11 protein-coding genes are annotated in these 13,035 nt (G+C 69.0%); 3 read left to right on the top strand and 8 right to left on the bottom strand.

Features of this window, described 5'->3' with window-relative positions:
- Nucleotides 1–3: 3 nt before the first annotated feature.
- Both ACW4E8_RS21805 and ACW4E8_RS21800 read left to right on the top strand, forming a co-directional pair.
- On the top strand, nt 4–642 hold the full coding sequence (locus tag ACW4E8_RS21805; RefSeq protein ID WP_456806449.1) for a hypothetical protein: 639 nt from the start codon (nt 4–6) through the stop codon (nt 640–642).
- 166 nt (nt 643–808) lie between these two features.
- Nucleotides 809–2,032, top strand: coding sequence for a cystathionine beta-lyase (locus ACW4E8_RS21800; protein ID WP_456806448.1), 1,224 nt, complete (start codon nt 809–811; stop codon nt 2,030–2,032).
- Between the two features lie 6 nt (nt 2,033–2,038).
- On the opposite strand, the gene ACW4E8_RS21795 is transcribed toward ACW4E8_RS21800, so the two are convergent.
- From ACW4E8_RS21795 to mfd, 8 genes are all read right to left on the bottom strand, one after another.
- Nucleotides 2,039–2,278, bottom strand: a complete 240-nt coding sequence (locus ACW4E8_RS21795; RefSeq protein WP_010810122.1) for a DUF2789 domain-containing protein — start codon at nt 2,276–2,278, stop codon at nt 2,039–2,041.
- 117 nt (nt 2,279–2,395) lie between these two features.
- On the bottom strand, nt 2,396–4,045 hold the full coding sequence (locus tag ACW4E8_RS21790; protein WP_456806447.1) for a PepSY-associated TM helix domain-containing protein: 1,650 nt from the start codon (nt 4,043–4,045) through the stop codon (nt 2,396–2,398).
- An 8-nt stretch (nt 4,046–4,053) separates the two neighbouring features.
- Nucleotides 4,054–4,356, bottom strand: coding sequence for a hypothetical protein (locus ACW4E8_RS21785; protein ID WP_456806446.1), 303 nt, complete (start codon nt 4,354–4,356; stop codon nt 4,054–4,056).
- Nucleotides 4,353–4,640, bottom strand: coding sequence for a hypothetical protein (locus ACW4E8_RS21780; protein WP_456806445.1), 288 nt, complete (start codon nt 4,638–4,640; stop codon nt 4,353–4,355). The genes ACW4E8_RS21785 and ACW4E8_RS21780 overlap by 4 nt, the downstream gene beginning before the upstream one ends.
- Before the next feature lie 207 nt (nt 4,641–4,847).
- Nucleotides 4,848–5,702 (bottom strand): phosphoserine phosphatase SerB, encoded by an 855-nt coding sequence (serB, locus tag ACW4E8_RS21775; RefSeq protein WP_456806444.1) that lies wholly within the window; start codon nt 5,700–5,702, stop codon nt 4,848–4,850.
- Between the two features lie 114 nt (nt 5,703–5,816).
- Nucleotides 5,817–7,208, bottom strand: coding sequence for an amidohydrolase (locus ACW4E8_RS21770; RefSeq protein WP_456806443.1), 1,392 nt, complete (start codon nt 7,206–7,208; stop codon nt 5,817–5,819).
- 124 nt (nt 7,209–7,332) lie between these two features.
- Nucleotides 7,333–8,550, bottom strand: a complete 1,218-nt coding sequence (gene argE / locus ACW4E8_RS21765) for an acetylornithine deacetylase (protein ID WP_456806442.1) — start codon at nt 8,548–8,550, stop codon at nt 7,333–7,335.
- Nucleotides 8,551–8,623: 73 nt separating this feature from the next.
- Nucleotides 8,624–12,073, bottom strand: coding sequence for a transcription-repair coupling factor (gene mfd / locus ACW4E8_RS21760; RefSeq protein WP_456806441.1), 3,450 nt, complete (start codon nt 12,071–12,073; stop codon nt 8,624–8,626).
- A gap of 149 nt (nt 12,074–12,222) precedes the next feature.
- On the opposite strand from mfd, the gene ispD reads away from it, so the two are divergent.
- The gene (gene ispD, locus ACW4E8_RS21755) at nt 12,223–13,035 is read left to right on the top strand and encodes a 2-C-methyl-D-erythritol 4-phosphate cytidylyltransferase (protein WP_456806440.1); all 813 of its coding nucleotides are present in this window, start codon (nt 12,223–12,225) and stop codon (nt 13,033–13,035) included.

Raw genomic sequence — 13,035 nt, 5'->3', positions numbered from 1 at the left:
GCCTTGCGCCTGGCTTTGCTGACGAAGAACCTCTGGACGCTCGGCCTGGCCGCCGTGCTCGCCCTGGCGGGCACGGCGCAGGCTGCGCCGGCGACCGAGCTGTCGACCGGCCCGGTTAACGTTGCACCCGGGGCTGCACCAGCCGGCGGGGAAGGCCTGGGCATCAACCAGGCCATTCGCGACGGCGAAGCCCGGCGCGGCGGCACCTCGCTTTCCACTGGCGCGCCAAAGCCTCTGGCGCCGCGGCCGGAATATGCGTCGCTGCCGGTCTACGTCGGCAAGGTCGGCGACCAGCCGGTGCGGCTGCGCCTGGGCCCCAAGCCCGACGAGCGCGACAGCGTGCGCGGCGAATACGCCGGCCGTGGCGCCGGTGTGCGCCTGCTGGCCGGCGAGTGGGAGGGCGGTGCCTTCCTGATGGAGGAATCCGACGACGGCACGCGCGTGTCGGGCAACTGGGAAGGCAGCATCGACGCCAGTGGCGCCGTGCGCGGCAGCTGGACCGATGCGTTCAACCCGGCCATCGTGCTGCCGTTCTTTATCCGCCCGCTGGGCGTGCTGGTGATCCCCCCGTTCGACATGAGGCCCAACAGCGGCGTCACCTACGCGCCGCCGCCGCCAAAGTCCTCGATTTCCGGCTGGTAAGCCGCTTCCTGGTGCCCGCCGTTGCCATCGCCGGTGGCGCGGCCGGCATTTGCTGGTAAGCTCGAAGGCTCATCGAGTCTCATTCCTGACCGTGCCGCGCTTCTGCCTGGGCGATACCGCCAGGGCAGCGCGCCGTGGCCGGCCAGCAGCCAGCAAGGAAACCGCCGTGTCCGATTCGCCATCCGACAAGCCCGCGTCGCCCGCCCATTACCTGCAAACCGTTGCGGTCCAGCCCGAGCTGGAGATCGCGCCCGGCTTTGCCTCGTTTTCTCCCGCCACGCACCGCGGCTCCACCGTGGTGTTCCGCAACCTGGCCGAACTGCGCGCCCATGGCGACGGTGCCACCACTTACTGGCGCTATGGCCTGCACGCCACGCCGACCAGCGAGGCGCTGTGCCAGCACCTGGCGCTGCTGGAGGGCGCGCGCCACACGCTGCTGCAGCCGTCGGGGCTGGCGGCGATCTCGCTGGTCTACTTCGCGTTGCTCAAGAGCGGCGACGACGTGCTGGTGCCGCACAACGTCTATGGCCCCAACCGCGACCACGGCGAGTGGCTGGCACGCGAATTCGGCGTGACCGTGCGCTATTACGACCCCATGGACGCCGCTGCGGTGGCGGCGATGATCCGGCCGAATACGCGCCTGATCTGGATGGAGTCGCCTGGTTCGGTGACCATGGAAGTGCCCGACAGCGACGCCATCGTCGCCGCGGCCAGGGCGCGCGGCGTGCTGACCGCGATCGACAATACCTGGTCGGCCGGCGTCTACTTCCGCCCGTTCGACAAGGGCATCGACATCTCGGTGCAGGCGCTGACCAAGTACCAGTCCGGCGGCAGCGACGTGCTGATGGGCGCGGTGCTGACTTGCGACGATGCGCTGCATGACCGCCTGAAACGCACCCGCATGCTGATGGGCTGGGGTGTTTCCGCCGATGACTGCCACCTGGTGCTGCGCGGGCTGCCGAGCCTGCCGGTGCGCCTGGCCGCGCATGACCGTGCGGCCCGCGAAGTGGCGGAGTGGCTGCACCAGCGGCCCGAGGTCTCACGCGTGCTGCATCCGGCGCTGCCGGACTGCCCCGGTCACGCCAGCTGGCGGCGCGATTTCACCGGTGCCAGCGGGCTCTTTGCCATCATCCTGCGGGCCCGCTATACGCGCCAGCAAGTGGATGCCTTCGTCGAGGCGCTGCAGCTGTTTGCGATCGGCTGGTCCTGGGGCGGCGCCCACAGCCTGGCCGTGCCATACCACGTGCAGGGCATGCGCCCGGCGGGCACCTGGCCGCCGGCCGGCTGGCAGGATACCGGTGAACTGGTGCGGCTTTATATCGGCCTGGAAGACACGCGCGACCTGATCGCCGACCTGCGCCAGGCGCTGGAGGCTACGCTGGCCGCGTAAGCGGACTCAGGCTGGCTGCCTCAGGGCGAGATTGAGCTGGTCGACTACCTCGGCCCAGTCGGCGTCGTCCAGCAGCTCGTCGCGCAGCAGCGTGGCCTGGGCGGGCGTCCAGAACGGTGCCTCGGCCAGTTCGACATCGTCGGGCAGCGGGGCATGCGTGCCGATAAAGCTGCGGATGCTGGCTTCGTCGGAGGCCAGGCCGAGTTGGGCGAACAGTTCGGAAAACTGGTGGAAGGTCGATTCCATGGCGGTCGGCTCGATGTTGTTGGCCTGAGATAGTGTAGGGCAGCGGCCGGGCTGGCGCGGCCAAGGAAACAAAAACGGACACTGCTGCGTCCGTTTTTGCGTGCGGGCGCCGTGCGCTCAGGGCGTATCCGTGCTGGGCATCGTCTTGGCGTTCGCGGTGGGCCTGGCGGCTTGGGTAGCCTGGGCTGCCTGCGGCATCGCCCAGACCGACTCCGCCGGCCCGCTGCGCGCGCGGCGCTGCGTGGCGCGGGCCAGGGCGACAAAGCCCGCGGCCAGCGCGATCGCGCCGATATCGAAGCCGGCGATGATCCAGTGCCCGCTGGGGATGCTGTGCAGCAGGTGGTCGCCGGTCAGGATCGCGTTCGCCAGCGGCACCGTCAGCGACGCCAGCGCGGCGGCGTAGAGCAGTTCCACCGCGGCGCGTACCGGCGGGCGCAGCAGCGCCCAGGCACAGGCCAGGCCAGACACCGTGAAATACGTGTAGCTCACCGCGCGCTCCGGCCACAGCAGCGCCGCCGGGAAGCACAGCGCCACGCCGATGCAGCAGCCGATGCACACGCCGACCGTGCCCTGCGCCAGCAGCCGGTGCACGCGCGGCTGCCCGGCCTGGCGCAGCTTGCGCCGCGACTCGATCCACAGCAGGTTGCCCGAATAGAACAGGAAGGCGCCGGCCAGCCCCGCCAGCAGGTAGACCAGCCGCACCGGCAGCTCGCCGAAGGTGCCGAAATGCAGCGCGTACAGCGCGCTGTAGAGCCCGTGGTTGCTGTCGCGCGTGCCGGCGGTCTGGTTGGCGGTCAGCTGGCCCGCGTTGGGCTCGCTGCTGGCGGCATGGATGCCGACCGAGCCCAGGTTGCCGAGGGCTTGCGTGCTGGTGCCGCGCACCTCCACCACGGCGTTGGCGTCGCCATAGCGCTGGAAGCGGAACGACTCGGGCGTGAAACGCTCGCCGCCGTGCCCGCGCGCGATCTGCATCAGCGTTGCCGTGGGCATGGTCGGCACCGCGCGGTTGGCCGCGGCCACTTCCGGCACGGCGGTGGTGGCACGGGGCACCGCTTCAAACAGGCGGCCGTCGAAGCTCAGTGTGTTGAACACCATCATCAGCACCAGCGACAGGCAGAACAGCGCGCCGGTGATGGCAAAGACCAGGTGGAAGGGCAGGCTGAACAGGCCCAGCACATTGTGGGTGTCCATCCAGAAGCGCTTCAGGTTGCGCCCGGGGCGCACCGCGAACAGGTCCTTCTTCAGCCGCGGCAGGTGCAGCAGCACGCCCGACACCAGCGCCAGCCCGTACAGCACCGAGATCGCGCCCATGAAGTAGATGCCGCCGACCGGGATGCCGAGCGAGTAGTGCAGGCTGTTCAGGAACGCCGACAGCTCGCCGATCACGTGGTCGCGCGAGGTGTCGCGCTGCATTGCGGCGTCGCCTGCCAGGCGGGCGTCGGAGGTCATCTGCCACTCGCCGGCCTTGTCCTGCCAGTAGGCCGAGATATTGGGCTCGCCCTCCGACGGCATGATCACGTAGGAACTGGCCGCGGCCTCGGGGTGGATCGCGACCAGCTTCTGCATGAAGCGGTCGACCGCGGCCGGGTCGGCCTTGGCTTCGACCGGCGCATTGCCTTTCAGCCGCGACGGCGACTGCCATACGTGCAGCTCATGGTGGAAGACGGTGACCGCCCCGGCAAAGAAGGCGATAAACAGGGCCCAGCCGGCCATCAGGCCGACCCAGGTATGCAGGGTCTGGTACAGGCGCAGGGTTGCGGTTTTCACGATGGTTCTCAGGAGGCGGCCAGTGCAGCCGGCGCCAGGCCGGCCAGTCGCAGCGCCCACAGCGCGCCGAAGCAGAGCAGGTTGGCGCCGCCCAGCCAGATCCAGGCGGTGCGGCTGGAACGGAACAGCAGGCTGGCGCTGATGATGGCCACCCACGCCGGCAGGCATGCCACCACGGCCGCGACGATGCCGGTCTCCCAGCCGCCCGGCAGCCACAGGATCAACAGCGTGCACAGCGCCACCGCCAGCGGCAGCCCGAGCAGCGCACCGGCCAGCCACTTGGTGCCCATCGCGGATTGGTCTGCGCTCATGCCCGTTGCTCCCGTGCTGCCCGGCGCTTGCGCGCGGCATAGGTGCCGATAAAGGGCCATACCGACAGCGCGCAGGGCACTGTCACCAGACTGGCCGCAATGGCCACGGGCCAGCCGTCGGTGGTGCTCCACAGCCAGGTGCTGACGATGACCAGGGCCAGGCCCAGCCAGCCCAGCACAGGCGGTTGCGCGACCCTGCCGGGGGGCAGCAGGACCTGGTTGGGCGCGGCCAGGTACAGGCACACGGCCGCAGCCAGGCCGAGAAGGACGGCCAGAACTTGCATGGGGGAATGTCAGATAAACGAAACATTAATGGTAATGATTCGCATTTGAAGAAGCGCTAAGTAGACGCTGCGTCTCAGGGATTTATCTGCACTTGGGGAAGGACTTGCGCTGGCTGTAGCGCGAATTGTCGCTGGCGGCCCGGGCGGGCGGGGCCGGCCGGGCGATTGCCGCCCGGCGCGCGATGCCGCGTTTGCCGCGGCCCGAGATCAGTGCGGGAACAGCGCCAGCAGGCCGTCCAGCCCGACGTGGTTGAACGCGACGCTGGCCTGCGCGCGCACCACCGGCTTGGCCCGGAAGGCCACCGACAGGCCGGCCACGGCCATCATCTTCAGGTCGTTGGAGCCGTCGCCCATGACGATGGCCTGGTCCGGCGTGGCGCCGATCTGGGCGCAGACTTCCTGCACGGTGCGGGCCTTGACATCGGCATTGACGATCTCGCCGACCACATTGCCGGTCAGCTTGCCGTCGACGATCTCCAGCGTATTGGCGCGGGTCACGTCGAGTTTGAGCCGTGCCTTGAGCTTCTCGGTGAAATGGACGAAGCCGCCCGACACCAGCAGCGTGCGCAGGCCCAGCGCCTGCACGGTCTGCAGCATGCGTTCGGCGCCGGGCGACAGCCGCAGGCGCTCTTCATAGACGCGGTCCAGCACGCTGGCGTCCAGGCCCTTGAGCAGGGCCACGCGGCGGCGCAGGCTTTCGTTGAAATCGGTGATCTCGCCGCGCATGGCGGCTTCGGTAATGGCCGAGACCTCGGCCTTGAGGCCGCAGAAATCGGCGATCTCGTCGATGCACTCGATCGTGATCAGGGTCGAGTCCATGTCCATCGCCACCAGGCGGAAGTCGGACAGCTTGCGCCCCGCGGGCACCACCGCCCAGTCGATCGCGCGCGGGCCGCAGAAGTCGTCCAGCGCATCGCGCAGCGCCGGCGTCAGCGGCGCGCATTCCTCGGCAGCGGCCACGGTGTCGCTGCGCAGCACCAGTTCAGAGGCGCGGGCCAGGGTGCGGGCGGTGTCGAGGTCAGCTGGGGAAAGCGGGGCAGTGCTCTGGAGGATCAGGGGCATGACGAATGAGGATCGGGCGCTTGCCGCGCTGGCGGCAAGGCGGGGCAGGGCTGGCCGCAATGCGCGCGGCAAAACTGCTATTGTAGCCCCGCCGCAGCGCCCCGGGCGAGCCGCTCAGCGCTGCGCCATCACCATGTAGTCCACGGTCAGGCTGGACAGGGCGCGCACGCCGTTGATCAGCGCCGGCTCGTCCACATAGAACTCAGGCGAGTGGTTGGAAGGCGCCTTGGTCACATCCTGGCCCTTGGGTGTCACGCCGAGGTTGAAGAACAGGCCTGGCACCTTCTCCTGGTAGAACGAGAAGTCCTCCGACGCGGTCGCCTTGGGCGTGATCATCCAGTTGCCTTCGCCGGCCACGCGCTGCAGCGTGGGCGCCATCTTCTCGGTCAGGGCCGGCTGGTTGATGGTGGCGTTGTACAGCTCCACCACGCGGAAGTTGGCCTCGGCGCCGGCGCTGGTGGCGATGGCCTCGGTGGTGCGCTTCATGCGGGCATGGATGTCCTTCTTCATGCCTTCGTCATAGGTGCGCACGGTGCCCATCATCTCGACCTTCTCCGGCACGATGTTCATGCGGTTGCCGCCGTGGATGGTGCCCACGGTGATCACCGACGGTTCCAGCATGGCGTTGACCTGGCGGCTCTGGATGGTCTGCAGGCCCATCACGATCTGCGACGCCACCACGATCGGGTCGATCCCGCCCCACGGCCGCGCGCCGTGCGTCTGGCGGCCCTTGACGTCGATCCAGAACTGGTCGGCCGCCGCCATCGAGGGGCCGCTGCGCCAGCCCAGCTTGCCCGATTCAATGCCGCTGCTCACATGCAGGCCGAAGATCGCATCGACCTTGGGATTGTCCAGCACGCCCTCGGACACCATCTGCTTGGCGCCCCACGTGTTGGAGCCATTGGGTTCGAAGTCGGCCGGGCTTTCCTCGGCCGGCTGGAAGATGAACTTGACCGTGCCGGGCAGCTGGTCCTTCATGCCGGCCAGCACTTCGGCGGTGGCCATCAGGATGGCGACGTGGGTGTCATGGCCGCAGGCGTGCATCACGTCCACTTCCTTGCCCAGGTACTGGCCCTTGGCCTTCGACGCGAACGGCACGTCCACGCGCTCCTTGACCGGCAGCGCGTCCATGTCGGCGCGCAGCGCCACCACCGGGCCGGGCTTGCCGCCCTTGAGCACGCCGACCACGCCGGTCTTGGCCACGCCCGTCTTCACTTCCATGCCGAGCTTGCGCAGGTGGTCAGCCACCAGCTTGGCCGTGCGCGTCTCGTAGTTGCCCAGTTCCGGATGCTGGTGGATGTCGCGGCGCCATGCGATCAGCTGCTTCTCGACCGCCTTGGCACGGGTTTCGATCTGCGCATGCAGTGTGTCGGCGCCAGCAAGCGTGGGAGACGCGGCGGCCGGTGCCTGCGCTTGCGCGGTATGGCAGAGCAGGCCGGTGGCGAGGGCCAGGCCGGCGAGCGCGAAGCGCGTGGTGGAACGGGATGCGGAATCACGGACAGCCATGCAAGGTCTCCTTCGTTGTTGTTGGTGTGATGCAGGCAGTGCTGCGGCCGCGCCGGATGGGGCGGCCAGAAGGGTGCCGCGTTGTGTGTCCTGGGCCGGGCACACAACGCGGCTGAGGGGGATGTCAGCCCGCCACGCGCAGGCTGTCGACCACCTTGTGCAGGAAGGCCTCGCAAGCTGCCAGCTGCTCCAGCGAAACAAACTCATCCGGCTTGTGCGCCTGCTGGATATCGCCAGGCCCGCACACCACGGCCGGAATGCCCGCGCGCTGGAACAGGCCGGCCTCGGTGCCATAGGCGACCTTGTTGGTGTCGCGGTCGGCGGTCAGCGCGCGCACCAGCTGTGTGATGGCTTCCTGCTCGGCCACGTCCAGCGACGGCGCGGCGGCGATCTTGCTCAGGGTCAGGCCGGCATCGGCATGCTCGGCGCGCATCTTCGGCAGCAGCACGTCGTTGGCGTAGGCCTGGATGCGCGCGTAGATGGCTTCCGGATCCACGCCGGGCAGGTTGCGGAATTCGAACACGAACTCGCACAGCGCCGGGATGGTGTTCAGCGCGATGCCGCCCTGGATGGTGCCGGTCTGCGCGGTGGTGTAGGGCACGTCGAAGGCCTGGTCGTAGGGGCCGTTGGCCTTGAATTCATCGGCGATGTCGCGGATGAAGCAGATCAGGCGCGCGGCGTATTCGATCGCATTGACGCCGCGCGGCGTCAGCGACGAATGCGCGGCCTGGCCCCTGACGCAGCAGCGGTAGGCGTTGATGCCCTTGTGCGCCACGATCACGCGCATGCTGGTGGGTTCGCCGACGATGCAGCCGCCGGGCGTCACGCCGCGGTCGCGCAGTTCGGCCAGCAGGTAGGGCGCGCCCATGCAGCCGATCTCTTCATCGAAGGACAGCGCGTAGTGCACCGGCTCGCGCAGCCTGGCCTGCAGGATGGCCGGCAGCAGCGACAGGCTGGTGCCGATAAAGCCTTTCATGTCGCAGGTGCCGCGGCCGTAGAGCTTGCCGTCGCGCACCACCGCCTTGAACGGGTCGGTGGTCCAGTCCTGGCCGTCCACCGGCACCACGTCGGTATGGCCGGAGAGCACGATGCCGCCGTTGGTGTTGCCGTCGGCGGCGGGCACCGTGACGAACAGGTTGGCCTTGTCCTGCTGCGGGTTGTAGCTCAGATGCGGCTTCAGCCCCTTGGCCAGGAAATGGTCGCGCACGGACTCGATCAGGCCCAGGTTGGAGTGGCGGCTGGTGGTGTCGTACGCAACCAGCCGCTGGGTCCATTCAAGCGCGCTGCCGCGCGCGGCGGTTTCGGTGACGGGCTGGCGGTGGGAGGCGGCGTGGGCAGGCATGGGGGCGTTATCGCTAACTTGTTAAGTATTTGATGCTACACCCGGCCGCGCGCCGCGTCCATGCAGGAGACTCCTACGCCAGTTGCCGCAACGTATGCTTGATGGTCTGCGCGCGGATCGCCACGTCCGGCATCTTGGCCTCGATGCGCAGCTTGTCCTGCCCGGCCAGCTTGATATGGCGGTTCTTCTGCACCAGGTCGATGATGCGCATCGCGTCGATCGGCGGGTTGGGCACGAACTGCACGCTGATGGTGGCCTCGCCCGCGTCGATCTTGCGCACGCCCAGCGGCGCCGCGGCGATGCGCAGCCGGTGGGTCTCGACCAGCGCCTGCGCTTGCGCCGGCAGCCGGCCGAAGCGGTCGATCAGCTCTTCCTGGATATCGTCCACGCGCTCGGCGGTCTCGCAGTTGGCCAGCCGCTTGTACAGCGACAGGCGCTCGTGCACGTCGGCGCAGTAGTCGTTGGGCAGCAGCGCCGGCGTGCCCAGGTTGATCTCGGTGGTGGCGGCCAGCGGCGCCATCAGGTCGGGCTCCTTGCCGGCCTTGAGCGCCTTGACCGCGGCGTTGAGCATGTCGGTGTAGAGCTGGAAGCCGATCTCGTGGATCTCGCCGGACTGCTTGTCGCCCAGCACCTCGCCCGCGCCGCGGATTTCCAGGTCGTGCATGGCCAGGTAGAAGCCGGAGCCCAGTTCTTCCATCTGCTGGATGGCCTCCAGCCGGCGCCCCGCCTGCTTGGTCAGGCCCTCGACGTCATGCACCAGCAGGTAGGCATAGGCCTGGTGGTGCGAGCGCCCGACCCGGCCGCGCAGCTGGTGCAGCTGCGCCAGGCCGAACTTGTCGGAGCGGTGGATCAGGATGGTATTGGCGGTCGGCACGTCGATGCCGGTCTCGATGATGGTGGTGCACAGCAGGATGTTGTCGCGGCGCGCGACGAAGTCGCGCATCACGCGTTCCAGCTCGCGCTCGTGCATCTGGCCGTGCGCGACGGCAATGCGCGCCTCCGGCACCAGCTCGGCCAGCCGCGCGCGCTTGTTCTCGATGGTCTCGACCTCGTTGTGCAGGAAGTAGACCTGGCCGCCGCGCTTGAGCTCGCGCAGGATGGCCTCGCGGATCACGCCGTCTTCCTCGCGCCGCACGAAGGTCTTGATCGCCAGCCGCTTCTGCGGCGCGGTCGCGATCACCGAAAAGTCGCGCAGGCCTTCCAGCGCCATGCCCAGCGTGCGCGGGATCGGCGTGGCGGTCAGGGTCAGCACGTCGACCTCGGCGCGCAGGGTCTTCAGCGCCTCCTTCTGGCGCACGCCGAAGCGGTGCTCCTCGTCGATGATGACCAGCCCCAGGCGCTCGAACCTGACCTGGTCGGACAGGATCTTGTGCGTGCCGATGACGATGTCGACGGTGCCTTCGTTGATCTGCTTGATGGCCGCGTCGATCTCTTTCTTGGTCTTGAAGCGCGACAGCTCGACAATGCGCACCGGCCATTCGGCAAAGCGGTCGGACAGCGTCTGGAAGTGCTGCTCGGCCAGCAGCGTGGTCGGCGCCAGCATCGCCACCTGCTTGCCGCCCAGCACCGCGACAAAGGCCGCGCGCAGCGCCACCTCGGTCTTGCCGAAGCCGACGTCGCCGCAGACCAGCCGGTCCATCGGCTTGCCCGAGGTCATGTCGGCGATCACCGCGGCAATCGCGGCGGCCTGGTCCGGCGTTTCCTCGAAGCCGAAGCTCTCGGCGAAGGTCTCATAGTCCTTGGGCGAGAGCGGGAAGACAAAGCCCTCGCGCGCGGCGCGGCGCGCGTACAGGTTGAGCAGCTCGGCGGCGGTGTCGCGGATCTGCTGGGCCGCCTTGCGCTTGGCCTTGTCCCACTGGCCCGAGCCCAGGTGGTGCAGCGGCGCGGTATCGGGATCGGCGCCGGAATAGCGCGAGATCACGTGCAGCTGGTGCACCGGCACGTACAGCTTGCTGGCCTTGTCGTAGTCCAGATGCAGGAATTCCTCGTCGCCCTGGCCCATGTCCAGCGTGACCAGGCCCTGGTAGCGGCCGATGCCGTGCTCGCTGTGCACCACCGGGTCGCCGATCTTCAGCTCGGCCAGGTCGCGCACCATCGAGTCGACGGCGGAGGCCTGCTCCTGCTTGCGGCGGCCGGTGCGGCGCGCGGTGCCGGCGTACAGCTCGGCCTCGGTGACAAAGGCGATTTGCCCCTGCGGCAGCGCAAAACCGCTCTGCAGCGGCGCCACCGCGATCGAGAAATGCGCTTCGCCGGCCAGGAACGCGGCAAAGTCGTCCACCGGCTGCGGGCGCAGGCCGCTTTCGGCAAAGAGCTGCAGCAGGGTCTCGCGCCGCCCGGCCGAGTCGGCGCACATCAGCACGCGGGTCTGCTTGTCGAGCAGCAGCGCTTCCAGGTTGACCAGCGGATCATCGGCGCGGCGGTTCACCGAGACGTCGGGCAGGATGGCCGAGAACGCGCCCTGGTCCGCATTGGCTTCGGCCTGCAGCACCAGGCGCGCCATCGGCTTGGCGGCGACGAAGAACTGCTCCTCGGACAGGAACAGGTCCGCGGGCGGCAGCAGCGGGCGCTCGCGATCGTGGCGCATGAAGTTGTAGCGCTGCGTGGTATCGGCCCAGAAGCGGCGGATGGCCTCGTCGACATTGCCGGCGAAGGCCAGCTGGGTATCGGCGGGCAGGTAGTCGAACACGGTTGCGCTGTGCTCGAAGAACAGCGGCAGGTAGTACTCGATGCCGGCAGACGGCACGCCGTTGCCGATGTCCTTGTAGATCGGCGACTTGGTCGGGTCGCCTTCGAACAGCTCGCGCCAGCGGCCGCGGAAGGCGGTGCGCGCGGCTTCGTCGAGCGGGAACTCGCGCCCGGGCAGCAGCCGCACTTCCTTGACCGGGTACAGGCTGCGCTGGGTGTCGGGGTCGAAGGCGCGGATGGTCTCGATCTCGTCGCCGAACAGGTCGATCCGGTACGGCAGCGCCGAGCCCATCGGGTACAGGTCGATCAGGCCGCCGCGTACGCTGTATTCGCCGGGGCGCATCACGGCGCTGACGTGCTCGTAGCCCGCCAGCGTGAACTGGGCCTTGAGCGCGTTCTCATCCAGGCGCTCGCCCTGCTTGAAGAAGAAGGTGTAGGCGGCCAGGAACGCGGGCGGCGCCAGCCGGTACAGCGCGGTGGTGGCCGGCACCAGCATCACGTCGCATTGCCCGGTCTGGATGTCGTGCAGCGTGGCCAGGCGCTCGGACACCAGGTCCTGGTGCGGCGAGAAGCTGTCGTAGGGCAGGGTTTCCCAGTCGGGCAGCAGGCGCACGCACAGCTCGGGCGCGAACCAGGGGATTTCCTCGGCCAGGCGCTGGGCATCGACGGCATGGGAGCAGACCACGGCCAGCATCGGCGCGCGCTCGCGGTGCTGCCGTGCGTACGCGGCCACCGCCAGCGCATCGGCCGAGCCGCGCAGGCCGGCCACGCTGTGGCGCAGCCCCGGCTTGACCAGCGGCAGGTTGACAAAGGGGAAGGCGGGCTTGGCGTCAGGCATGTCGGCAGCGGGGCGTTCAAAACGACGACACCCCGCCGGCATTGCGGGCGGGGGTCGGAGCAGGGGACCTCAACGGCCCGTGGCGCCTGCCGGGCACGCGTCAATGCGGAATGGCGCGGCATGGCGACGGGCAAGGGCCGTATTATAGAATGCGCACCGGTTGTCCTGCTGGCCATGCTGGCCAGCAGGCGCCCGCGCCTCTTTCACTCCACGCCGATCCTGTGTCCGCTCGCCGCTTTGCCCTGATTCCCTGTGCCGGTACCGGCAGCCGCGCCGGCGGTGCCATTCCCAAGCAATACCAGACCGTGGCCGGCCGGCCGATGATCTGGTACGCGCTGGCGGCGTTCTCGGCGTGCGACGCCATCAACGCCACCGCGCTGGTGCTGGCGCCGGACGACATGCCGCTGGAATCGCGCTTCGGCGCGGCCGCGTTTGCCGGGCTGCGGTTCGATACCGCCTTTGTCGGCGGCGATACCCGCCATGCCTCGGTGCTGGCCGGGCTGCATCACCTGGCGCAACTGGGCGCGACCGACAGCGACTGGGTGCTGGTGCACGATGCCGCGCGCCCGGGCCTGACCCCGGCGATGATCCACGCACTGGTGCGCGCGGTGGAAAGCGACGGCGACGACGATCCGGACGCCGCCATCGGCGGTATCCTGGCGGTGCCTGTGCCCGACACGCTCAAGCGCGCCCAGGACGACGCCCGCATCGGCGCCACGGTGCCGCGCGAGGGGCTGTGGCAGGCGCAGACGCCGCAGATGTTCCGCCTGGGCGTGCTGCGCCAGGCGCTGCAGGACGCCATGGCGGCCGGCGCGGTGGTGACCGACGAGGCCAGCGCGATCGAGCGCCTGGGGCTGCATCCGCGGCTGGTCAACGGCTCGCTGCGCAATTTCAAGGTGACCTACCCGGAGGACTTCGCACTGGCCGAAGTGCTGCTGGGCAACGACGGCAAAGGAGCCTGA

The organism is Cupriavidus sp. CP313, assembly GCF_054072015.1.
Note: the sequence above shows the minus strand (reverse complement) of the source record. Positions and strands in the feature narration are given on the sequence as shown.